General features: G+C 73.3%; 20 protein-coding genes. 6 read left to right on the forward strand and 14 right to left on the reverse strand.

Features of this window, described 5'->3' with window-relative positions; all coding sequences use genetic code 11:
- Window positions 1-56 precede the first annotated feature (56 nt).
- Window positions 57-1082 (forward strand): DUF8189 domain-containing protein, encoded by a 1026-nt coding sequence (locus ACZ7LV_RS11450; protein ID WP_471939182.1) that lies wholly within the window; start codon window positions 57-59, stop codon window positions 1080-1082.
- A 60-nt stretch (window positions 1083-1142) separates the two neighbouring features.
- Here ACZ7LV_RS11450 and ACZ7LV_RS11455 read toward each other — a convergent pair whose 3' ends face one another.
- The 5 genes from ACZ7LV_RS11455 to ACZ7LV_RS11475 all read right to left on the reverse strand — a co-directional run bounded on the left by ACZ7LV_RS11455 (window position 1143) and on the right by ACZ7LV_RS11475 (window position 8340).
- A complete protein-coding gene (locus tag ACZ7LV_RS11455; RefSeq protein WP_471938153.1) occupies window positions 1143-3272 on the reverse strand; it encodes a 3-hydroxyacyl-CoA dehydrogenase NAD-binding domain-containing protein in 2130 nt (709 codons plus the stop codon).
- Window positions 3269-4486, reverse strand: a complete 1218-nt coding sequence (locus ACZ7LV_RS11460) for a thiolase family protein (RefSeq protein WP_471938154.1) — start codon at window positions 4484-4486, stop codon at window positions 3269-3271. The genes ACZ7LV_RS11455 and ACZ7LV_RS11460 overlap by 4 nt, the downstream gene beginning before the upstream one ends.
- Window positions 4487-5100: 614 nt before the next feature.
- Window positions 5101-6390, reverse strand: a complete 1290-nt coding sequence (locus ACZ7LV_RS11465) for a ribonuclease D (protein ID WP_471938156.1) — start codon at window positions 6388-6390, stop codon at window positions 5101-5103.
- A 264-nt stretch (window positions 6391-6654) separates the two neighbouring features.
- Window positions 6655-7317, reverse strand: coding sequence for a response regulator transcription factor (locus tag ACZ7LV_RS11470; RefSeq protein ID WP_003993737.1), 663 nt, complete (start codon window positions 7315-7317; stop codon window positions 6655-6657).
- A gap of 396 nt (window positions 7318-7713) precedes the next feature.
- Window positions 7714-8340 (reverse strand): DUF3000 domain-containing protein, encoded by a 627-nt coding sequence (locus tag ACZ7LV_RS11475; RefSeq protein WP_471938159.1) that lies wholly within the window; start codon window positions 8338-8340, stop codon window positions 7714-7716.
- Window positions 8341-8530: 190 nt separating this feature from the next.
- Between ACZ7LV_RS11475 and hemE the strand changes: the two genes are divergently transcribed.
- Window positions 8531-9598, forward strand: a complete 1068-nt coding sequence (hemE, locus tag ACZ7LV_RS11480; protein ID WP_471938161.1) for a uroporphyrinogen decarboxylase — start codon at window positions 8531-8533, stop codon at window positions 9596-9598.
- Between the two features lie 4 nt (window positions 9599-9602).
- On the opposite strand, the gene ACZ7LV_RS11485 is transcribed toward hemE, so the two are convergent.
- Window positions 9603-10427, reverse strand: a complete 825-nt coding sequence (locus tag ACZ7LV_RS11485; RefSeq protein ID WP_471938162.1) for a rhomboid family intramembrane serine protease — start codon at window positions 10425-10427, stop codon at window positions 9603-9605.
- 123 nt (window positions 10428-10550) lie between these two features.
- Between ACZ7LV_RS11485 and ACZ7LV_RS11490 the strand changes: the two genes are divergently transcribed.
- A complete protein-coding gene (locus tag ACZ7LV_RS11490; RefSeq protein WP_471938164.1) occupies window positions 10551-10877 on the forward strand; it encodes a hypothetical protein in 327 nt (108 codons plus the stop codon).
- Window positions 10878-10901: 24 nt separating this feature from the next.
- Here the strand turns inward: ACZ7LV_RS11490 and ACZ7LV_RS11495 are convergent, their stop codons facing one another.
- From ACZ7LV_RS11495 to ACZ7LV_RS11505, 3 genes are read right to left on the reverse strand one after another with little or no spacing between them, the layout of a single operon-like run.
- A complete protein-coding gene (locus ACZ7LV_RS11495) occupies window positions 10902-11075 on the reverse strand; it encodes a hypothetical protein (protein WP_471939184.1) in 174 nt (57 codons plus the stop codon).
- Window positions 11076-11102: 27 nt separating this feature from the next.
- A complete protein-coding gene (locus ACZ7LV_RS11500; RefSeq protein WP_471938166.1) occupies window positions 11103-12497 on the reverse strand; it encodes an FAD-dependent oxidoreductase in 1395 nt (464 codons plus the stop codon).
- Between the two features lie 9 nt (window positions 12498-12506).
- Window positions 12507-13472 (reverse strand): DUF4349 domain-containing protein, encoded by a 966-nt coding sequence (locus ACZ7LV_RS11505; protein ID WP_471938168.1) that lies wholly within the window; start codon window positions 13470-13472, stop codon window positions 12507-12509.
- Window positions 13473-13652: 180 nt separating this feature from the next.
- Between ACZ7LV_RS11505 and hemG the strand changes: the two genes are divergently transcribed.
- Both hemG and hemQ read left to right on the forward strand, forming a co-directional pair.
- Window positions 13653-15107, forward strand: coding sequence for a protoporphyrinogen oxidase (gene hemG, locus ACZ7LV_RS11510; protein WP_471938170.1), 1455 nt, complete (start codon window positions 13653-13655; stop codon window positions 15105-15107).
- 5 nt (window positions 15108-15112) lie between these two features.
- On the forward strand, window positions 15113-15844 hold the full coding sequence (gene hemQ / locus ACZ7LV_RS11515) for a hydrogen peroxide-dependent heme synthase (protein WP_471938172.1): 732 nt from the start codon (window positions 15113-15115) through the stop codon (window positions 15842-15844).
- A gap of 27 nt (window positions 15845-15871) precedes the next feature.
- Here hemQ and ACZ7LV_RS11520 read toward each other — a convergent pair whose 3' ends face one another.
- The 5 genes from ACZ7LV_RS11520 to ACZ7LV_RS11540 form a co-directional block, all read right to left on the reverse strand.
- On the reverse strand, window positions 15872-17503 hold the full coding sequence (locus ACZ7LV_RS11520; protein ID WP_471938174.1) for an alpha/beta hydrolase: 1632 nt from the start codon (window positions 17501-17503) through the stop codon (window positions 15872-15874).
- Window positions 17504-17640: 137 nt separating this feature from the next.
- Window positions 17641-18417, reverse strand: a complete 777-nt coding sequence (locus ACZ7LV_RS11525) for a TIGR04222 domain-containing membrane protein (protein WP_471938176.1) — start codon at window positions 18415-18417, stop codon at window positions 17641-17643.
- A gap of 96 nt (window positions 18418-18513) precedes the next feature.
- Window positions 18514-19836 carry an MbnB/TglH/ChrH family RiPP precursor modification enzyme gene (locus ACZ7LV_RS11530; RefSeq protein WP_471938178.1) on the reverse strand — a complete coding sequence of 441 codons (1323 nt, stop codon included), beginning with the start codon at window positions 19834-19836 and terminating at the stop codon, window positions 18514-18516.
- A gap of 157 nt (window positions 19837-19993) precedes the next feature.
- On the reverse strand, window positions 19994-20782 hold the full coding sequence (locus ACZ7LV_RS11535; RefSeq protein WP_471938180.1) for a DUF4142 domain-containing protein: 789 nt from the start codon (window positions 20780-20782) through the stop codon (window positions 19994-19996).
- Window positions 20783-20905: 123 nt separating this feature from the next.
- Entirely contained in the window at window positions 20906-21658 is a 753-nt protein-coding gene (locus ACZ7LV_RS11540) for a peptidyl-tRNA hydrolase (protein ID WP_471938182.1), read from the reverse strand.
- 11 nt (window positions 21659-21669) lie between these two features.
- Between ACZ7LV_RS11540 and ACZ7LV_RS11545 the strand changes: the two genes are divergently transcribed.
- Window positions 21670-21852 (forward strand): hypothetical protein, encoded by a 183-nt coding sequence (locus ACZ7LV_RS11545; RefSeq protein ID WP_471938184.1) that lies wholly within the window; start codon window positions 21670-21672, stop codon window positions 21850-21852.
- Window positions 21853-21933 lie beyond the last annotated feature (81 nt).

The raw sequence follows: 21933 nt of genomic DNA on the forward strand, positions 1-21933 counted from the left end.
CCCACGAGCCGTCGAGGGGATCCCGAGGGGCGCCCGATTAAGGTAGGAGCGTGCCAATGGTCCCTGCGGTGAACGGTGACTGGGTGATACGAGGCCGCGACGGGCGGCTCGGCGTCTACGCCCCGAGGGGCGAGGCCGTCCATTGCCGGGCCGAACGTCATCCGGGCGGCGCCTGGCTGCCACCGCGCAGGGCGGGCGGCGAGCAGCGGCTGCTGCCCGGTATCGCGGTCGGCCAGGGAGCCGACGGGTACGCGCATCTCGTCGCCTGGCGTCCCACGCCGAACGGCGAGGCGGGCCTCGTGCACTCCACGCACTTCCGCCCGCACCTCGCCCCGCTGGACTGGCTTCCGATCGGCCACCCCGACAGGAAGGGGGAGCGGACCGGGATGCCGGCGGTCGCCGTGGACGCCGAGGGGCGTGCCCATCTCTTCGTGCGCAGTGGGAACCAGAACGTCCGGACCACCAACCAGAAGGAGCGCGGCGGCTGGAACGGCTGGCACGACCTGCCGGGCACCGGGGTGCACGAGGAACTCGTCGCCGTCACCGCGGAGTCGGGCCGGGTCGAGGTGTACGCCACCAACGCCGACGGCGTCCTGCGCTGGTACCAGCGGGAGCCCGGCGCGCGTCCGGTCGCCGCGGACCCGCTGGCGGTGCCGGTGGCGCCGGGCTCACTGAGCGCGCTGCCCACGTCGAAGGAGCACACCACGCTCTTCTTCGCGGATCCCGGGGGCATGTTGTACGCCTGGCGTCCCGACGGCGACCCGGTCGCGCTGATCACCGCGGCCGGTCCGGGTCCGGTGGCGCTGCTGCGCTGTGCGCTGGACGGCCACGACTGCACGCTGCTCGCCCAGCGCTCGTCCTCGGGGCGGGTGGCCTTCGCGGCCTACCCCACCGAGCGGGAGGCGGCGGGCCTGTGGTGGACCGAGTCGGGGCCCGAGCTGCCCGCGGGCTCGCGGGTCGCGCTCGCGGAGGACGCCGAGGGCCGCGTCGTCGCCGTGACGGCCACGCCGGAGGGCGAACTGCGGGTGGCCCGCCAGCAGGACGAGCCGGGACTGGCGCTGGCGGCCTGGCGGCTGATCTGAGTCACCTGTACCGGAAGAGGGCCCCCGCCGTGGCGGGGGCCCTCTGTCCTTGTCAGGCGGTTACGCCGGGACGCTCGCGGTGCCCTGCTCCAGGAACCGCTTCCCGGTCACCCGCTCGGAGACGCCCTCGCGGTCCAGGTACGGCGTGATGCCGCCCAGGTGGAAGGGCCAGCCCGCACCGGTGATCAGGCACAGGTCGATGTCCTGCGCCTCGGCGACGACGCCCTCGTCGAGCATGAGCCCGATCTCCTGCGCCACCGCGTCCAGCACCCGGGCCCGCACCTGCTCCTCGGTGAGCACCGAGTCGCCCTGCTTCAGCAGCGCGGCGACCTCCGGGTCCAGCTCGGGCTTGCCGCTGTCGTAGACGTAGAAACCGCGCTTGCCCGCCTCGACGACCGCCTTGAGGTTGGGGGAGACGGTGAAGCGGTCCGGGAACGCCCTGTTGAGGGTCTCCGAGACGTGCAGCCCGATGGCCGGGCCGACCAGCTCCAGCAGCACCAGCGGCGACATCGGCAGCCCCAGCGGCTCGATCGCCTTCTCCGCCACCTCGACGGGCGTGCCCTCGTCGATGACGTTCTGGATCTCGCCCATGAAGCGGGTCAGGATGCGGTTCACCACGAACGCCGGGGCGTCCTTGACGAGCACGGCCGTCTTCTTCAGCTTCTTGGCGACGGCGAACGCCGTGGCCAGCGAGGCGTCGTCGGTCTGCTCGCCGCGGACGATCTCCAGCAGCGGCAGGATCGCGACCGGGTTGAAGAAGTGGAAGCCGACGACCCGCTCCGGGTGCTTCAGCTTCAACGCCATCTCCGAGACGGACAGCGAGGAGGTGTTGGTCGCGAGGATCGCGTGCGCCGGGGCGACCGCCTCGACCTCCGCGAACACCTTCTGCTTGACGCCCATCTCCTCGAACACGGCCTCGATCACGAAGTCCGCGTCCGCGAAGCCCTCGGCCTTGTCCAGGACACCGGTCACCAGCGCCTTGAGGCGGTTGGCCTTGTCCTGGTGGATCCGGCCCTTGCCGAGCAGCTTGTCGATCTCGGCGTGGACGTAGCCCACACCCTTGTCGACGCGCTCCTGGTCGATGTCGGTCAGCACGACCGGCACCTCCAGGCGGCGCAGGAACAGCAGCGCGAGCTGGGAGGCCATCAGGCCGGCGCCGACGACGCCGACCTTGGTGACCGGGCGCGCCAGGTTCTTGTCCGGGGCGCCGGCCGGGCGCTTGCCGCGCTTCTGCACCAGGTTGAAGGCGTAGATGCCGGCGCGCAGTTCGCCACCCATGATCAGGTCGGCGAGCGCCTTGTCCTCGGCGTCGTAGCCCTGCTGGAGGTCGCCGTTCTTGGCGGCGGCGATGATGTCGAGGGCGCGGTAGGCGGCCGGGGCGGCGCCGTGCACCTTGCTGTCGGCGAGGAAGCGGCCCTTGGCGACGGCCTGGTCCCAGGCCTCACCGCGGTCGATCACCGGGCGCTCGATGCGGATCTCGCCCTTGAGGACGGCGGCCGTCCAGATGAGCGACTGCTCCAGGAAGTCGGCACCCTCGAAGATCGCGTCGGCGATCCCGAGCTCGTAGACCTGCTTGCCCTTGAGCTGCTTGTTCTGGTTGAGGCTGTTCTCGATGATCACCGAGACGGCCTTCTCGGGGCCGATCAGGTTCGGCAGCAGGGTGCAGCCGCCCCAGCCGGGGACCAGGCCGAGGAAGACCTCGGGGAGCGAGAAGGCGGGGATGGCCGCGGACACCGTGCGGTAGGTGCAGTGCAGGCCGACCTCGACGCCGCCGCCCATCGCGGCGCCGTTGTAGTACGCGAACGTCGGCACGGCGAGGCCGGCGAGGCGCTTGAAGACGTCGTGGCCGCCCTTGCCGATGGCGAGCGCGTCCTTGTGCTCCTTCAGCAGCTCGACGCCCTTGAGGTCGGCGCCGACGGCGAAGATGAACGGCTTGCCGGTGATGCCGACGCCGACGACGTCACCGTCCCCGGCCTCCTTCTCGACCTGGTCGATCGCGGCGTCGAGGTTCGCCAGCGACTGCGGGCCGAAGGTGGTCGGCTTGGTGTGGTCCAGGCCGTTGTCCAGGGTGATCAGGGCGAAGCGCCCGGCACCCAGGGGGAGGTCGAAGTGGCGTACGTGCGCGCTGGTGACGACCTCGTCGGGGAAGAGGGTCGAGGCCTGCTGCAGAAGCTCGGCGGTGGTGCTCACTTGTCCCCCTCGAAGTGCGGGTTCTCCCAGATGACCGTCGCGCCCATGCCGAAGCCGACGCACATGGTGGTCAGGCCGTAGCGGACGTGCGGGTGCTCCTCGAACTGGCGGGCCAGCTGCGTCATCAGACGGACGCCGGAGGAGGCCAGCGGGTGGCCGAAGGCGATGGCGCCGCCGTACTGGTTGACGCGCGCGTCGTCGTCGGCGATGCCGTAGTGGTCGAGGAAGGCCAGGACCTGGACGGCGAAGGCCTCGTTGATCTCGAAGAGGTTGATGTCCTCGATCGACAGGCCCGCCTTGGCGAGGGCCTTCTCGGTGGCCGGGATGGGGCCGTAGCCCATCACCTCCGGCTCGACGCCCGCGAAGGCGTACGACACCAGGCGCATCTTGACCGGCAGGCCGTGCTCACGGGCGAAGTCCTCGCTCGCGATGATCGACGCGGTGGCACCGTCGTTCAGACCGGCCGCGTTGCCCGCGGTGACGCGCCCGTGCACACGGAACGGGGTCTTCAGACCGGCCAGGTTCTCCAGGGTCGTCCCCGGACGCATCGGCTCGTCGGCGGTGACCAGGCCCCAGCCCGTCTCACCGGCTCCGGCGTCGGTGCGGCGCACCGAGATCGGCACCAGGTCGGCCTGGATCTTGCCGTTGGCGTACGCCTTGGCGGCCTTCTCCTGGGAGCGCACGGCGTACTCGTCGGCGCGCTGCTTGGTGATGTGCGGGTAGCGGTCGTGCAGGTTCTCCGCGGTCATGCCCATGAACAGGGCCGACTCGTCGACCAGCTTCTCGCTGACGAACCGCGGGTTGGGGTCGACGCCCTCGCCCATCGGGTGGCGGCCCATGTGCTCGACACCGCCGGCGATGACGGCGTCGTACGCGCCGAAGGCGATGGAACCGGCCGTGGTGGTCACGGCGGTCAGCGCGCCCGCGCACATGCGGTCGATCGAGTAGCCGGGCACCGACTGCGGCAGGCCCGCGAGGATGCCGGCCGTGCGGCCGATGGTCAGGCCCTGGTCACCGATCTGCGTGGTCGCGGCGATGGCGACCTCGTCGATCTGCTGGGGGTCCAGGCCGGGGTTGCGGCGCAGCAGCTCCCGGATCGCCTTCACGACGAGGTCGTCGGCGCGGGTCTCGTGGTAGATGCCCTTCGGGCCCGCCTTGCCGAACGGGGTGCGGACGCCGTCTACGAAGACGACGTCCCTGACGGTACGAGGCACGATGGCTCTCCTCCAGGGTGCGGGATGGCACTGCTGCGATGCGGCTCACTGAGCGCGCGCTCAGCCCCATGCTACTTATGGGTAACGTAGCTGCCCAGCCCCCCCGGGGGGAGCGGCGAACGTCACACCACTCCCCGGGGGCACCCCCGACGGCGGATGGCCGAATATCGCCGCACTCACCCCAGGGGCGCGGGAGCCCCCGGCTCCCGGCCCGAGCGCCGCCGCCCCAGCGGCGCGAGGAACTGCGCGACCAGCCCACGCCACCCCCGGCTTCCGGCCCGAGCGTCGACGCCTCAGGGGCGCGAGGAACTGCGCGACCAGCCCACGCCGCCCCCGCTCCCGGCCCGAGCGTCGACGCCTCAGGGGCGCGGGGAACCGCGCGACCAGCCCACGCCGCCCCGCACCCGCCCCACGAGCCCGCCCCCGGCTCCCGGCCCGAGCGCCGCCGCCTCAGCGGCGCGAGGAACCGCGCGACCACCCCACGCCACCCCGCACCCGCCCCACGAGCCCGCCCCCGGCTCCCGGCCCGAGCGTCGACGCCTCAGGGGCGCGGGGAACCGCGCGACCAGCCCACGCCGCCCCGCACCCGCCGTACGTCGGACGCACGCGAGTGCTCAGGCGCCCTTGGCCGCCAGCGCGTCCACCAGCACCGGCGTCACCAGCTCCACCTGCCAGGGGCGCGCCCCGTGCCCGGCCAGTGCGGCGCGCACGGACTCCGTGTCGGCCACCGCCGGCGGCTCCCAGCACACCCGCCGCACGGTGTCCGGCGCGATCAGGTTCTCCTGGGGCAGCCCGAGCTCCTCGGCCAGCGCGGACACGCCCGCACGGGCCGCGGACAGCCGCGCCGCCGCCGCCGGATCCTTGTCCGCCCACGCCCGCGGCGGGGGAGGCCCCGCGACCGGCTGCCCCGGTTGCGGCAGCTGGGCCTCGGGCAGCGCCTTGGCGCGGTCCACCGCCACCTGCCACTGCTCCAGCTGCCTACGGCCCATCCGGTGCCCGAAACCGTTCAGCGCGGACAGCGCCTGCACCGTGGCCGGAAGCGCGAGCGCGGCCTCGACGATGGCCGCGTCCGAGAGCACCTTGCCGGGCGAGATGTCCCTGCGCTGCGCGATCCGGTCCCGGGTCTGCCACAGCTCACGCACCACGCCGAGCTGCCGCCGGCGGCGCACCTTGTGCATCCCGGACGTACGGCGCCAGGGGTCCTTGCGGGGCTCCGCCGGAGGCGCGGCCGCGATCGCGTCGAACTCCTGCCGGGCCCACTCCAGCTTGCCCTGCCGGTCCAGCTCCTTCTCCAGCGCGTCCCGCAGGTCGACGAGCAGCTCGACGTCGAGCGCGGCGTAGCGCAGCCACGGCTCGGGGAGCGGCCGGGTGGACCAGTCGACGGCGGAGTGGCCCTTCTCCAGGACGAACCCGAGCACGCTCTCGACCATGGCGCCGAGGCCGACCCGGGGGAACCCGGAGATCCGCCCGGCCAGCTCGGTGTCGAACAGCCGCGTCGGCACCATGCCTATCTCCCGCAGGCAGGGCAGGTCCTGGGTCGCGGCGTGCAGCACCCATTCCACCCCGGACAGCGCGTCGCCGAGCGCCGAGAGGTCGGGGCAGGCGACGGGGTCGATCAGCGCGGTGCCCGCGCCCTGACGGCGCAGCTGCACGAGGTAGGCGCGTTGTCCGTAGCGGTAGCCGGAGGCGCGCTCGGCGTCGACGGCGACGGGACCGGAGCCGGCGGCGAAGGCCGCGATCACCTCGGCGAGGGCGGCCTCGTCCGCGATCACGGGCGGAATGCCCTCACGTGGCTCCAGCAAAGGGATCGGCGCCTCCGTAACAGAAGCTCCGCCGTCTTCCGGAGGGGCGCCTCCGGTGGTTCGCAGTGAACTGTCTGCTGCGGTTTCTTGGGCGTCGGTCACCTGTCAAGGGTATCTGTGTATGCGCGGCGCCCGCCGACGGAACGTTACGTCGACGGGCGCCGGAGGGTCGCAAACCAGTCAGGTCCCGGGGGGTTCCCGGTCACGGCCGTCCGGCGAACGGGTGGCTCGGCACCGTGCTCGGGGAGGGACCGGTGGAGGGATCAGGGGAGCGTACGGGGGAGAGACCGGGCGAGGGGCCGAGGGAGGGACAGTGACATTGCGGCGGGCGGGCGGGGGAGCGGGAGGCGCGGCGGTGGGCGGTGATCAGTGGATGATGCCGGTGCGCAGGGCCACGGCGACCATTCCGGCGCGGTCACCCGTGCCGAGCTTGCGGGCGATGCGGGCGAGGTGGCTCTTGACGGTGAGCGCGGACAGGCCCATCGAGACGCCGATCGCCTTGTTCGACTGGCCTTCGGCGACCAGGCGCAGCACCTCGACCTCGCGACCGGAGAGCTCGCGGTAGCCACCCGGGTGACTCGGGGCACCCGGGGGGCGGCGGTGCAGACGGGCGGCGGCCGCGCCGATGGGGGCGGCACCCGGTCGGGTGGGGAGCCCGACGTTGGTACGGGTGCCGGTGACGACGTAGCCCTTCACACCGCCCGCGAGGGCGTTGCGCACGGCGCCGATGTCGTCGGCGGCCGACAGGGCGAGCCCGTTGGGCCAGCCCGCGGCGCGGGTCTCCGACAGCAGCGTCAGACCGGAACCGTCCGGCAGGTGGACGTCGGCGACGCAGATGTCGCGGGGGTTGCCGATGCGGGGACGAGCCTCGGCGATGGAGGAGGCCTCGATGACATCGCGCACACCGAGCGCCCACAGGTGGCGGGTGACGGTGGAGCGGACGCGGGGGTCGGCCACGACCACCATCGCGGTCGGCTTGTTCGGGCGGTAGGCGACCAGGCTTGCGGGCTGCTCAAGGAGAACGGACACCAGGCCTCCTGGGTGCGGGGACGGAGTCGGCTCGTGGGGGGCGAAGCCGGGACGAACCGTGCTTTCAAGGTCACAGTCGTCTTCGGCACCAAACCGGTCTGCCTTTAGAGAATGATCACGATCTGGTGAGTAACAATCCGAGCAATTCGGACACGCGAGCGATCATCCGAAGATCGAACGGTTTCGGTTCGATTCGTTGTCCGGCCGAAAGTGGCCGTATCGACAAAGAGATCCGCCCGAATGGGTGCATGCGTGTGTGCCCGGCCCGAATGCGGCGAGCCGGGGTGCGGGAAAGGGGTCCGACGGACCGGAATTGTCGGATTCCGACCGGAGTCCGGCCGGAACCGTCAGAGGGGTTGCTCGGGAGAGGGAGAACTGCCGTTCGCGCGCCGCCGGTCAGCGGGCCTGCGGGTCGCGCCGCTGCGGCAGTGTCACCACCGACGCGTCACCCGGGCCCGCCGGCGGCAGCCCCGCGATCTGGGAGAGCAGATCGCACCAGGAGGCGAGATGGGCGCCGGTGTCCGGTACGCCGCCCAGCCCCTCCCGGGGCGTCCAGGAGGCCCTGATCTCGATCTGCGAGGCGGCGGGACGCGCGGACAGCCCGCCGAAGTAGTGCGAACTCGCGCGTGTGACGGTCCCGCTGGGTTCGCCGTACGTCAGGCCGCGCGCCTGGAGCGCGCCGGTCAGCCAGCTCCAGCACACCTCGGGCAGCAGCGGGTCGGAGGCCATCTCCGCCTCCAGCTCGGCCCGCACCAGCGTCACCAGCCGGAAGGTGCCGTGCCAGGCCTCGTGCCCCGCCGGGTCGTGCAGCAGCACCAGCCGGCCGTCGGCCAGGTCCTGGTCGCCGTCGACGACGGTGGCCTCCAGCGCGTACGCGTGCGGGGCCAGCCGCTGGGGCGCCCGGGTGGGCTCGACCTCGATCTGCGGCCGCAGCCGCGCGCAGCGCAGTCCCTCGACGGCAGCCCGGAAGAGTGGCGGAGCAGTGTCGCCCGTATGCAGATGCCCCTCCTTCGAGTCGTCCATTCCGCCAGCGTCGTCCGACAGTCGTCCCTGAGCCGCAGCCATGCGGTGCAGATTAAGGGGAACGGACGCCCGGTGCAGGCTAGACACCCCGCCCGGCGGTACCGGGACGCCGGGTCCTGCCACTAGAGCACCCGTCGTCGGCACCGGAGGCCCCGCCCTGCCCGTTCGGCCGCCGTGCGAAACTTTCCCCGTGAGTGCCAACGGAAGCCCCACGGGCCAGCAGCCGACAGCGACGTACGACTCCGCCTTCCTGAAGGCGTGCAGGCGCGAGCCCGTGCCGCACACCCCGGTCTGGTTCATGCGGCAGGCCGGTCGCTCGCTGCCCGAGTACCGGAAGGTGCGCGAGGGCATCCCCATGCTGGAGTCGTGCATGCGGCCCGAGCTGGTCACCGAGATCACCCTGCAGCCGGTGCGCCGGCACCACGTGGACGCGGCGATCTACTTCAGCGACATCGTCGTCCCCCTCAAGGCCATCGGTGTCGACCTCGACATCAAGCCCGGCGTCGGCCCGGTCGTCGAGCGCCCGATCCGCTCCCGCGCCGACCTCGCGCAGCTGCGCGACCTGACCCCCGAGGACGTCTCCTACGTCACGGAGGCGATCGGCATGCTGACCGCCGAACTCGGCGCGACGCCCTTGATCGGTTTCGCCGGCGCCCCGTTCACCCTCGCGAGCTACCTCGTCGAGGGCGGTCCGTCCCGCACGTACGAGAACGCCAAGGCGATGATGTACGGCGACCCGCAGCTGTGGGCCGACCTCCTCGACCGTCTCGCGGACATCACCGCCGCCTTCCTCAAGGTGCAGATCGAGGCGGGCGCGAGCGCGGTCCAGCTCTTCGACTCCTGGGCCGGCGCCCTCGCGCCCGCCGACTACCGGCGCTCCGTCCTGCCCGCCTCCTCGAAGGTGTTCCGCGCGGTCGAGGCCTACGGCGTCCCGCGCATCCACTTCGGCGTCGGCACCGGCGAGTTGCTCGGCCTGATGGGCGAGGCCGGCGCGGACGTCGTCGGCGTCGACTGGCGCGTCTCCCTCGACGAGGCCGCCCGCCGCGTCGGCCCCGGCAAGGCGCTGCAGGGCAACATCGACCCCACGGTCCTCTTCGCCACCCAGGAGGCCGTCGAGAGCAAGGCCCGCGAGGTCCTGGACACGGCGGCGGGCCTGGAGGGCCACGTCTTCAACCTCGGTCACGGCGTCATGCCGTCCACCGACCCGGACGCCCTGACCCGGCTCGTCGAGTACGTCCACACGCAGACCGCCCGCTGAGCGCTCACCACGTCTGCCGGGGCCGCGCCCGCCTGCCGAAGAGCAGGCCGCGCGGCTCCGGCGGCGGTGGTGTCCCCGGTTTGAGGGGCCAGGCGAGGAGCATGCCGGCCAGGAAGCCGACGATGTGGGCCGCGTACGCCACGGTGCCCGCGGCGGAGACCCCCTCGCCGGACGAGTACACCGCTTGCAGCACGAACCAGAAGCCCAGCACCATCCAGGCCGGCAACCGCAGCGGCAGGAAGATCAGGAACGGGACGAGCACCCACACCCTGGCCTTCGGGAACAGCACCAGATAGGCGCCCAGCACACCGGCGATCGCTCCCGAGGCGCCGATCAACGGCTCCGCGGAGCCGGCGTTCAGGACCGCGAAGCCGTACGACGCCGCGTAGCCGCAGACGGCGTAGAACAGGGTGAAGCGCACATGCCCCATGCGGTCCTCGACGTTGTTGCCGAAGATCAGCAGGAAGAGCATGTTGCCCAGCAGGTGCAGCCAGCTGCCGTGCAGGAACATCGCCGTGAGCACGCTCAGTTCGGGCGACTTCTCGTACGTCGGCGGTCCCACCACGCACCCGGGTCCCCGCGGGCCGACCGCGGTCTCGCCGGTGGGCACCAGCTGCGGCAGCTGATGGTGGATCAGCTCCTGGGGGACCGCCGCGTACCGGTCCAGGAACGCCTGGAGATGGCACAGTTGCGCCAGGCTGCTGTCGCCGGCCACCGAGCCGGCGAGGCCGGGCGTGAACAGGAACACGATCACGTTCGCCGCGATCAGCGCGTACGTCACCCAGGGCGTGCGGCGCACGGGGTTGACGTCATGGACGGGGATCACCACAAGGAAGTACTGCCCTCGATGGGACCGTCGAACCGGTGAACGCCGCCCGGCGGGCGCGCGTATCTCCTCTCGACCGGCCGCGGCCCGGCGAGGCGCGTCGCGGGACGACGTGAGGAACAGGCGATGAACGACCGAGTTACTCCTCCGATCCAGGCCACCCCCGAGGGCGAGGCACAGCTCGCGCTGGTGGTGCACCTCCCCTGGGAGGACGTCGCGCGGCTCGGCCAGGAGGCCGGCCGGATGGCGGCCCAACTGCAGCGGCCGGTGACCCTGGACGAGGCGGTCGGCAACCGGCTGCGGTCCGTCTCCCCGGGTGCCCACGCGAGGCCGTCGGGCGCCCAGCCCACGGCCATGCCGGCGGCGTCCGCCGGCTCGGTGTCCTCCCTGCCGTCCCGCCCGCCGGGGGAACAGGCCCGCCAGGCGATCGACCGCATCAACGGCACGGCCTGAGAGGCGCTGAGGCCCGCCCGGCGATCAGGGGTCAGCCGACCGGCCGCTCCTGCGAGGCGTCCGCTCCAGCCGGCCAGCCGGCCAGCAGGCGCAGCGCCTCCGCGGAGGGCGAGCCGGGCCTGGCAGTTCCCCGACCGGCGGATGCGACAGGCGCATGAGGCCGTGCGCCTGCCTCTTGACGTCGTGCGCGGCCCACAGCCCGCGGAAGTCCGCCGGCCCCGACGCTCAGCCGCCGCGTACCTTCCCCGCGGCCTTGCGTGCGGCCACCAGTACGGGGTCCCAAACAGGGGAGAACGGTGGGGCGTACCCGAGGTCCAGTGCCGTCATCTGCTCCACCGTCATCCCGGCCGTGAGCGCCACCGCCGCGATGTCGACCCGCTTGCCCGCCCCCTCCCGGCCGACGATCTGCACGCCGAGCAGCCGTCCCGTGCGGCGCTCGGCGAGCATCTTCACGGTCATCGCGGAGGCTCCGGGGTAGTACCCGGCCCGGCTGGTGGACTCGATCGTCACCGCCTCGAAGCGCAGACCCGCCCGCAGCGCGTCCTTCTCCCGCAGTCCGGTCCGGGCGATCTCCAGGTCGCACACCTTGCTCACCGCGGTGCCGACCACCCCGGGGAACGTCGCGTACCCGCCACCCACGTTCATGCCGATGACCTGGCCGTGCTTGTTGGCGTGCGTGCCGAGGGCGATGTGCCGCTGCCGCCCGGCGACCAGGTCGAGGACCTCCACGCAGTCGCCGCCGGCCCAGATGTTCTCGTGGCCGCGCACCCGCATCGCGAGATCGGTCAGCAGCCCGCCGTGCTCCCCCAGGGGCAGGCCCGCCGCCCTCGCCAGCGTCGTCTCGGGGCGTACGCCGATGCCGAGCACGACCACGTCCGCCGGGTACTCGGCGTCCTCCGTTGCCACCGCCCGCACCTCCCCGTCGTCACCGGTGAGGATCTTGGTGACCTCGGCGTCGTTGACCATGGTGATGCCCATGCCCTCCATGGCCTCGTGCACCAGCCGTCCCATGTCCGCGTCGAGCGTGGACATGGGCTCCGCACCCCGGTTGACGACCGTCACCTCGTAGCCGCGGTTGATCATTGCCTCGGCCATCTCGACGCCGATGTAGCCCGCGCCGACGACCACCGCGCGGTTGCCCCGCGCGCGGGTGAGGGTGTCCAGGAGCTCCTGGCCGTCGTCCAGGGTCTGCACCCCGTGCACCCCGGGAGCGTCGGCGCCGGGCATGTCGGGGCGGATCGGCCGGGCCCCGGTGGCGATCACGAGCTTGTCGTACGGCGTCCAGGACTCGGCCCCCGAATCGACGTCCCGCGCGCGTACCCGCGCCCCGGCGACGTCGATCTCCACGACCTCCGTACGCAGCCGCAGGTCGATGTCGCGCGCGCGGTGCTCCTCGGGGCTGCGGGCGATCAGCTCGTCCCGCTCGGAGACCTGGCCGCCCACCCAGTACGGGATGCCGCACGCGGAGTACGAGGTGAAGTGGCCGCGTTCGAAGGCCACGATCTCCAGCTCGTCGGGGCCCCTCATCCGGCGGGCCTGGGACGCCGCGGACATCCCCGCGGCGTCCCCGCCGATCACGACCAGTCGTTCTTTCGTACCGCTCGCAGCACTCATGCTCATGCGCACACGCTACGACCCGGGCTCACTTCGGTCCTGCCCACCCCGCTCCGGCGCCGGTGCGAGGCGGTCCGCCCTGCGCGGCCGTACGACCCGCAGCCAGACAAGGGCGAGCAGCGCCGCGAGCGCCGCGAACGGCAGGACCGCGCCCAGGGCGACCACGATCCAGCGCACCATCGTCACGAAAGCGTCCCAGCCGCCCGCCAGCGCGTCGGTGAACCCGGGGTCGCCGTCGTCCTGTGCCGCCTTCGCCGCCGGCCTCTCGGACAGCGACAGGGTGATGGTGGACAGGCTCGTGCGGTCCTTCAGGGACGCCTGCTGGGCGAGCAGCGACTCCAGGTCGGCCTGGCGGGCGCTCAGCTCCCCCTCCAGCTCCACCACGTCGCTCAGCCCGGTCGCCCGGTCCATCAGCTCGCGGATCCTCGCGACGCTGGCGCGCTGGGTCCTGATGCGGCTCTCGACGTCGACCACCTGGTCGGTGACGTCCGTCGCCTTCGCGGTGCGGTCGAGGAGCCTGCCCGCGCCCTCAAGGTCGGCCAGCACGTCCTCGTACTGCGCGACGGGCACCCGCAGGACGACACGCGTGCGCTCGTTGCCGTGCTCGTCCCGGGTGGTCGTCTCGCTGCCGACGAAGCCGCCCGCGGTCTCGGCGGTCGTCCGGGCCTCGTCGAGGGCTTCGGGCACATCCTTGACCTCCACCGTGAGGGCGGCGGTGCGGATGATGTGGCTGGTGGGCAGCCGGGGAGCGGCCGGGGGGTTCTCGGCGCCGGAGCGGCTGTCGCCGCCGTGGGCGCCCTCCTTGGCGCCGGGCTCCACGGCCGCGTGGTCCTGGGCGGCGGCCGCCTCGCCCGCGGAGTCGGACGAGGTGTCGTCCCCGCCGCTGCACCCGGTCAACGCCAGGGCGGTGGCGAGCAGGAGCCCGGCCAGGGCCGGGGCGGGGCGGGCGGCGAAGAGGCGTGCGGTGCGTCGTGCGGGCATGTGGACGAACCCCCGAGGGTCGTGGCAACGGACGCTCCTTGGACGCCGGGACCGGTGCGGACGTTGGACCGGCCCGGTCCCGATGCGATCCCGATGCGGTCACGGCCGGGACTCGGTGGGCCGCGGGGCCCGCGCCCGGCCGTCGGGGTGACTGTCGGTGGCGTCTGAGAAGGTGGAGCCATGAACGCAGCACGCACCGACGCCGGGCAGGCCGTCGTCATCGGAGCCGGGATCGCCGGGCTGGCCGCCGCCCACCGGCTGCTGGACCGCGGGGCGCGGGTGACCGTGCTGGAGGCGTCCGGCCGAATCGGCGGCAAGCTGCTGCCCGGCGAGATCGCGGGCGTGCGCGTGGACCTGGGCGCCGAGTCGATGCTGGCCCGGCGGCCCGAGGCGGTCGCCCTCGCGCGCGAGGTGGGCCTCGCGGACCGGCTCCGGCCGCCGTCCACCGCGACGGCGGCCCTGTGGACCCGGGGCGCGCTGCGCCCCATGCCCAAGGGACACGTCATGGGCGTGCCCGGCACCGCCTCCGCGCTCGCGGGCGTCCTGTCCGAGGAGGGCCTCGCGCGCATCGAGCGCGACGCCGGTCTGCCCCGCACGGAGATCGGCGACGACGTCGCGGTGGGCGAGTTCGTGGCCGCGCGGCTCGGCCGCGAGGTCGTCGACCGGCTCGTGGAGCCGCTGCTCGGCGGCGTCTACGCGGGCGACGCCTACCGCATCTCGATGCGCTCGGCCGTCCCGCAGCTCTTCCAGGCCGCCCGGGCGCACGACTCGCTCACCGCGGCGGTCCGGGAGATCCAGGCCGAGGCGACCGCCGCCGCGCGGACCGGGCCGGTGTTCATGGGCATCGAGGGGGGCGTGGGCGGCCTGCCGCTCGCCGTGGCAGAGTCGGTGCGCGCCCGCGGTGGCGAGATCGTCACCGGGGCCCGGGTCACGGAACTGCGCCGCGCGGGCGGCGCGGGCTGGCGGGTCGTGGCCGGCGGCCGTGTCCTGCACGCCGACGCGGTGATCGTCGCCGCGCCCGCACCGGCCGCCGCCGAACTGCTGCGCGCCGAGGCACCGGCGGCCGCGACCGACCTGGCCGCCGTGGAGTACGCGTCGATGGCGCTGGTCACCCTCGCCTACCGCAGGTCCGAGGCCCGCCTCCCCGAGGGCAGCGGCTTCCTGGTGCCGCCGGTCGACGGACGGACGATCAAGGCGTCCACGTTCGCCTCCCAGAAGTGGGGCTGGATCGCCGACGACGACCCGGACCTGGTCGTGCTGCGCACCTCCGTCGGCCGGTACGGCGAGACGGAGATCCTCGGCCGTGACGACGACGGCCTGGTCGACGTGTCACGGCACGACCTCGAAGCGGCCACCGGCCTGGACGCCACGCCCGTCAGGACGCGCGTCACACGCTGGGACGAAGGCCTGCCCCAGTACCCCGTGGGCCACCACGCGCGCGTGGCCCGCGTCCGGGAGCAGGTCGGCAAGCTCCCGGGCCTCGCCGTGTGCGGCGCGGCCTACGACGGCGTGGGGATCCCGGCCTGCGTCGCCGGTGCCTACGCGGCCGTGGACCAGATCCACGGCGACCTGGCGGCGGTGCGCGAGCTCACCGCCCACCCGGTGCAGAGTCTGCACGGCGGAGCGGGAGAATAAGGGACATGAGTGACGACGCCTCCACCACCGCCCCCGACCGGATCCCGAACAAGGGCAAGCTGGCCAAGGACCTCAACGAGGTCATCCGCTACACCCTGTGGTCCGTGTTCAAGCTGAAGGACGTGCTGCCCGAGGACCGCGCGGGCTACGCCGAAGAGGTCCAGGAGCTGTTCGACCAGCTCGCCGCGAAGGACGTCACCGTCCGCGGCACCTACGACGTCTCCGGGCTGCGGGCCGACGCGGACCTCATGATCTGGTGGCACGCCGAGACCAGCGACCAGCTGCAGGAGGCGTACAACCTGTTCCGCCGCACCAGGCTGGGCCGCGCCCTGGAGCCGGTGTGGTCGAACATGGCGCTGCACCGCCCCGCCGAGTTCAACCGCAGCCACATCCCGGCGTTCCTCGCCGACGAGACGGCCCGTGCGTACGTCAGCGTCTATCCCTTCGTGCGCTCCTACGACTGGTACCTGCTGCCGGACGAGGACCGCCGCCGGATGCTGGCCGACCACGGCAAGATGGCCCGCGGCTACCCGGACGTGCGCGCCAACACGGTCGCGTCGTTCTCCCTCGGCGACTACGAGTGGATCCTCGCCTTCGAGGCCGACGAGCTGTACCGCATCGTCGACCTCATGCGTCATCTGCGCGCCTCGGAGGCGCGGATGCACGTCCGCGAGGAGGTGCCCTTCTACACCGGCCGCCGCAAGGAGATCGCGGAGCTGGTCGCGGGCCTCGCCTGAGCGGCGAGGGCCCGAGGCGGGCGCACGCTACCGGCCGGGGACGCTCCGTTCGGCGGCGTCCGCCGTCCCCCCGGCGCCCGGCTTCGGCTCCGGGTGCGGCGCGCAGTTCGCGCGGCGCGCCGGGAGCCGCCCCTCGATCAGATACGCCTCCAGATAGCCGTTGACGCAGGCGTTGGGGCCGCCCGCGATGCCGTGCGTGCCGGCGTCCCGTTCGGTGACCAGCACCGAGCCGGACAGCCGGCGGTGGAGTTCGAGGGCGCCGTCGTAGGGGGCGGCGGCGTCCCGTTCGGCGGCCAGGATCAGCGTCGGCGGCAGCTCGCCCGGCCCGGTCCGCACGTCCAGCGGCCGCTGCCGCGGCACCTGCCAGTGGGCGCACGGCAGGTTCAGCCACACGTTGTTCCACGTCTCGAACGGTGCCACGCGCGCGAGCCGGGTGTTGTCCCGGTCCCACACCTTCCACTCCGTCGGCCAGGGCGCGTCGTTGCACTCGACGGCCGTGTAGACCGCACGCGAGTTCTCCGCCTGCGCAGCCGATCCCTCCCGCGGCGCGGCCAGGCCGATCAGGGGCCGGGGATCGCCCTTCAGATACGACGACAGCGCCTGGGCCCGGGACGGCCAGTGGCCGTCGTAGTAGCCGGCCTCCAGGAACGCGCTCTGCAACTGGCCCGGCCCGACCTTCCCGCCCGCCGGTTCGTCCGCGAGCCGGGCACGCGCGGTGTCGTAGCCGTGCTGCACCTCCTCGGCCGTGGTGCCGAGGCCGTACACGGAGTGGTGCGCGGCGATCCACTCCTTCATGTCCGTCCAGCGGTCCTCGAACGCGGCGGACTGGGCGAGGTTGTTGCGGTACCAGACCTGCGCCGGGTCGGGGTCGACGGCCGAGTCGAACACCATCCGCCGGACGTGTGAGGGGAACATGGTCGCGTACAGGGCCCCGAAGTAGGTGCCGTACGAAGCCCCCAGGAACGTCAGCCGGTCCTCGTCCAGCGCGGCGCGCAGCACGTCGAGATCGCGGGCGTTGTTCAGGGAGTGGTAGTGCCGCAGCGCCTCACCCGACCGCTCGGCGCAGCCGCGCGCGTAGGCGGCGGCCCGCGCGACGCGCTCCCGCTTGTACGACTCCGAGGGGTGCGTGGGTGCGGACGACGGTCCCTTGAAGTGCTGTGCGGGGTCCTCGCAGGACAGCGGCGCGGAGCGGCCGACGCCGCGCGGGGCGTATCCGACGAGGTCGTACGCGGCGGCCAGGCGCTGCCACTTCGGAAGGTGACCGATCATCGGGAACTGCAGTCCGGAGGCGCCCGGGCCGCCCGGGTTGAAGACGAGGGCGCCCTGACGGGGCACCTTCCGCTTGCTGTTGCCCGGGTCGCGCCGGGTGGCCGGCATCCGGCTGACCGTGAGACCGATCTGCTCGCCGTCGGGGCGCGCGTAGTCCAGGGGGACGGTGACGGTGCCGCACTCCATGCCCGGCGGGGTCTTCGCCCCGTTCAGCGCGTCGGCGCAGTCGCCGAAGTCGACACCGGCGGCAGCGGCGCGGGCGGCGGCCACGGCGGTGCCGCGCACCTCGGCCGTCGCGTCCGGGCGGGCCGGGGCACTGCCGGCGGGGGCGGCGGCGAGGCCGGTGAGGAGCAGGGAACCGGCGGCCGTGTAGAGGGCGGCAGCTCTCATCGCGTATCCCTTCGAAGCGCGGCAGCGACAGAAGGGATGTTTCGTACGATTGTGGGAAAAGGCAAGCACAGGTGGTCGGTGTCGGCCCCAATGCGCCCATACGCCCCCGGGGCGTTCCGGGACCCGGTGAGACCCCGTCAGGAGCGGCGGTGGGGCCCGCGGTGTGCGAAGGCCGCCCGCAGGTCCGGCTCGCCGACCGCGCGGATGCCGCGTACGGCGACCGAGGTGAGGTAGGCGCGGTCGTCCCCGGTGTTGTCCGGGTGCCGGGCCAGCGTGCCGAGCAGGCGCTGTCCGGCCGGGGAGGCCCAGCGCGAGTAGGGGTGCGCCTCGATCCGGGCCAGGACCAGGCAGCTCAGGCAGAGGATCTGCGGCAGGGCGAACCAGAGTGCGACCAGATGGCCGGGCACGCCTTCCTGGGCGGGCATCAGCAGCGCAGCCACACCTAGCGCGAGCACCGCCAGCGAGGCGATCCGCACCTGGCGCACCCCGGACCCGACGGTGATCCCCGCACCGGCCGGCACGGCGAGACCGGCGCTGACGAGCCGGTCGGCCAGGCCGTGCACCGCGTCGGCGGACGCTGCGGCGGCCCGCACGGGGGCGATGGGGGACTGCCCCTCCGGCCCGATGGCGCCTATCACCGACCGCTCGATGTCGTCGCGCCCGCGCGGGTCCACGACGGTCGCCCAGCCCGTGTGCGCGAGGAGCAGGCGTCGCTGGCGGGCCATCGACACCAGTGTCAGGTCGGCGACCCGCGCCGGTCCGCCGGACAGGAAGGCGGCCTCGTACAGCGTCAGGTCGTGCTTGCCGCACGGCTCCGCCTCGGCGTCCGCCGCGCGCACGGCGGCCAGGCACAGCCGGGTGCACGCCAGACCGGCCACGGCCCATGCCAGCAACAGGAGGAGGACCCAGAACATGCCGTTTTTCTATGCCAACCGACTGGGAAACTCCATGCCTTGTTCACATCTCGGGACGGAGCGTTGTCGGTATGTGACGTTCCGCATGCCCGGCCGTCAACGGCGCAGCAGGACCCGCCGGGCCCGGGCCATCCGCGAGCGCGGACGCGGCGCCGGTCCGGAGCGGTCCAGCCACCACTCCCGCAACTCCCGCCTTGAGCGGGCCTCTTGGGGCCGGCCGGTCAGCAGCAGTTCCTCGGCGAAGTCCAGGGCGTCCCGGCGGTACCCCCCGGTCATCGGGCGCCGCTGCGCGTACGCCAGGAAGGAGGCCCGATAGGCCGACCCCAGGATCACCGGCAACTCCGGGGCCACCTTGGCCACCACGTCCGCCCGCTTCCCGGCCAGCGCCCGCGCCTGCACCCCGAGCCGCGCCCGGTCGAACCCCTCGGGGACCGGGGTGCCGGCCACCAGGGCGGAGAGCAGCGCGGCCTGCGTGAGGGCGAGACGCTGCCGGGCGGGATCGGTGGGGGAACCGGTGGACCCGGCGCCGACCGACCCGGCCGTGGCGGGAGGGTCGGCGGCTTCCGCGCTGGGCGGTGGTTGTGTGCGCGCCCGTGCCCCCCGCGCGAGTGCCTGCCGGATCGCCGTCAGTTCGCCCTCCAGCTCGGCGGGTTCCGGGAAGTTCTCGTCGCGTTCCAGCAGGACGCCCGGCGGGGTGACCCGGGAGGCGAGGTCGGTGAGGATGTCGAGGACCGGGCGGGGGACGGGGTGGGCGTGGCTGTCGTGCCAGACGCCGTCGCGTGCGAAGCCGCCGGCGACATGGACGTACGCGACGGCCTCCAGCGGGAGTTCGGCGAGCGCCTCGGCGGGGTCCTCGCCCCGGTTGACGTGGTTGGTGTGCAGGTTCGCCACGTCGATCAGGAGCCGTACGCCGGTGCGGTCGGCCAGTTCGTACAGGAACTGCCCCTCCGTCATCTCCTCGCCCGGCCAGGAGATGAGCGCGGCGATGTTCTCCACGGCGAGCGGCACCGGCAGCGCGTCCTGCGCGATGCGGACGTTCTCGCACAGCACGTCGAGGGCGTCCTTGGTGCGCGGCACGGGGAGCAGGTGGCCGGCCTCCAGGCGCGGGGACGCGGTGAGCGGGCCGCCCGCACGGACGAAGGCGATGTGCTCGGTCACCAGGGGCGAGCCGAGCGCCTCCGCCCGTGCGGCGAGCGCCGTCAGACGCCCGGGGTCGGGCCGTTCGGCGTCACCGAGGCCGAGGGAGACGCCGTGCGGCACGACGGTCACCCCGCGCTCGCGCAGCCGCAGCAGCGACGGCGGAAGGTGTCCCGGGCAGAGGTTCTCGGCGACCGCCTCGACCCAGTCGACGCCGGGCATGCGCTCCACGGCGTCCGCGATCTCCGGCCGCCACCCGATTCCGGTTCCCAGCCGCTGCATGGCCCCCTCCTTCACCTCTGCCCTCCGGCACCTGATGCGCTGTGTCGTCCCCTTCGACGGACCGCTCTTCTCCGGCGTGCAGGGGGTATGGCCCCGCTCCCGGTGCCCGAACCCTGCCGCACGCGCCTTCAGAGCAACATTTGAGGTTGTCCGCGGGTCACCCGAGGACGCCGGCGGTGTCCTCCGGGTCCGGCCGCTTGGTGTTGACCGTGCCCGGCGCGCCCGGCGACGGCTCGGACGTCGTCTGGACGTCCCCGGTCGCCTCGGCCGCCGGCGCCGAAGGCACGATCTGGCCGGGGACCGGGGCGGGCGGACCGGTCGGGCTGGAGGTCGCGGCGTTCGCGGCGGCGTTGGCGATGGCGTCGAAGTCGACCCGGCCGGTCTTCTCCAGCACGGTGATGTGGTCGAGGACGGTCTGGTTGGCGTCCGAGGCGAGCTGGCGGACGAGCGTGTTGCGGGTGCTGTTGCGGACCGCGCCGATCGCCGGGAAGATCTTGCCGTGCGCGGAGCGCAGCAGGTTGGCGAACTTGTACTCGTACTCCACGCCGCTGGCCGCGGTCATCTCGTTCAGCCAGCCCTGCTGTTCCTCGGTCGGCTGGTTGGGCAGCTCGACGCCGAGCTGGGCGGCGACGATCCGGACCCGCTTGTCGAGGTCCGTGTGGCCGACGATCAGGTGGTCGGCGGCTTCCTTGACCGCCGCGCTGGTGGGGCGCTCCATCGCCTGCTGGCCCGCCGGCAGCTCCCACAGACCGGCCAGCCGCACCCGGACGATGAGATCACGGTCCTGCGCGGTCAACGGCCCCCACTGGGTGTTCACGGTTCCGGCGGCCATGTTCGCCTGGCCGGTGCCGGAGCGGTCGGCGTACGACCACACCGGGAAGGCGAGCGCGCCGACGGTGGCGGCGAGCGCCGCGATGATGAGGGCCGTACCGTTGATACGCCGCAAGGGATGCCTCCTGGGAGAAGCCAACTGGTCGTTGGTGCACGAGTCGCTAGGCCAGCGCCAGGAGATACGCGGTACGGACCCCGGATGTTCAAGGCTCCGTGAAACCGCGGCCCGAGAGTTTTCTCAGCGCAGCGCCGGGTGGTCGGCGACGACGGTGCAGCTGCCCGCCGGGATCTCGGTGAACCCGGCGTCGCGCACCAACGGCAGCCCGGACGCGGTGAGGTGGGCCCAGCGGTCCCGGGGCGCGGTCCGCACGGCGAGCGGGAACCCGGCGTCCCGCCAGGCCGTGCGCTCGGCGTCGGACAGCGCCCACCAGGCGAGTTGGGCGCCGTGACCGGCCTGGGCCATCGCCTTGCCCGCGGACATCACGATCTCCGGGTTCAGCCACAGTACCGGCGCCCCCGGGTCGGCCTCGGCCGGCGGCTCGGGGTCGTCGAGGTCCGTCCCGGAGACCTGCAGCCGCGCCAGGTCCTTCGGCCAGCCGTCCAGGGGGACCGGCGGGAAGACCCGCACCTCGGCCGCCTTGCCGGTCACCGTGATGCCGGGCAGTGCCCCGGCACGCCGCCACTCGGCGCCCCGGGCCCGCCGCACCACCTTCCGGATCCGTGCGTCCTGCCAGTCCCGCACGGCCTCGGCCCACTCCCCGTCGCCCAGCGAGCGCGCGTCGCTCAGCATCACGAGCACGGCACGGGCGGCCGTCTCCAGGGCGTCGGTCCGGGCGGGCGGGGCGTCCCGCTCCAGCCGCACGACCAGCGGCAGCACGAACTGGGGCGCGACGTCGCGCGGGCCGGGCTCGGGGCGGAAGGGGCCGACTGTCGGTTCGGTGGTCACGCGCTCCAGTCTGCCAACCCCGTCGGCACCCGGAGACACGGGCATACGCTGGAGTCATGAGCGAGGGTGACGACTACTGCCTGATCGACGCGAGCAGGCCGCCCAAGGCGGCGGGACCGCCGTACGCGGAGTGCGTGCTGTGCCGGAAGCCGACCGAGTACCCGGAGGCCTACAAGGGGATCACCCTGTGCCCCGAGTGCGAATGGCTGGAGGCCCAGCGGACGGCCTGTTCGGGCTAGTGCCGCGTCAGCCGAAGTTCGCCCCGTCGCGACGTCCGGCCCGCAGAGAGGACGCACCGGACGCCGCTCCTCACGGGCCAA

The organism is Streptomyces sp. NPDC107562, from assembly GCF_055657325.1.

Excerpts from the sequence above, each read along its gene's own strand:
- ACZ7LV_RS11450 (WP_471939182.1), top strand. The coding sequence starts at position 57 with ATGGTCCCTGCGGTGAACGGTGACTGGGTGATACGAGGCCGCGACGGG.
- ACZ7LV_RS11475 (WP_471938159.1), bottom strand. The coding sequence starts at position 8,340 with ATGGACGACTCGAAGGAGGGGCATCTGCATACGGGCGACACTGCTCCG.
- ACZ7LV_RS11490 (WP_471938164.1), top strand. The coding sequence starts at position 10,551 with ATGAACGACCGAGTTACTCCTCCGATCCAGGCCACCCCCGAGGGCGAG.
- ACZ7LV_RS11500 (WP_471938166.1), bottom strand. The coding sequence starts at position 12,497 with ATGAGCATGAGTGCTGCGAGCGGTACGAAAGAACGACTGGTCGTGATC.
- ACZ7LV_RS11505 (WP_471938168.1), bottom strand. The coding sequence starts at position 13,472 with ATGCCCGCACGACGCACCGCACGCCTCTTCGCCGCCCGCCCCGCCCCG.
- hemG (WP_471938170.1), top strand. The coding sequence starts at position 13,653 with ATGAACGCAGCACGCACCGACGCCGGGCAGGCCGTCGTCATCGGAGCC.
- hemQ (WP_471938172.1), top strand. The coding sequence starts at position 15,113 with ATGAGTGACGACGCCTCCACCACCGCCCCCGACCGGATCCCGAACAAG.
- ACZ7LV_RS11520 (WP_471938174.1), bottom strand. The coding sequence starts at position 17,503 with ATGAGAGCTGCCGCCCTCTACACGGCCGCCGGTTCCCTGCTCCTCACC.
- ACZ7LV_RS11525 (WP_471938176.1), bottom strand. The coding sequence starts at position 18,417 with ATGTTCTGGGTCCTCCTCCTGTTGCTGGCATGGGCCGTGGCCGGTCTG.
- ACZ7LV_RS11530 (WP_471938178.1), bottom strand. The coding sequence starts at position 19,836 with ATGCAGCGGCTGGGAACCGGAATCGGGTGGCGGCCGGAGATCGCGGAC.
- ACZ7LV_RS11540 (WP_471938182.1), bottom strand. The coding sequence starts at position 21,658 with ATGCCCGTGTCTCCGGGTGCCGACGGGGTTGGCAGACTGGAGCGCGTG.
- ACZ7LV_RS11545 (WP_471938184.1), top strand. The coding sequence starts at position 21,670 with ATGAGCGAGGGTGACGACTACTGCCTGATCGACGCGAGCAGGCCGCCC.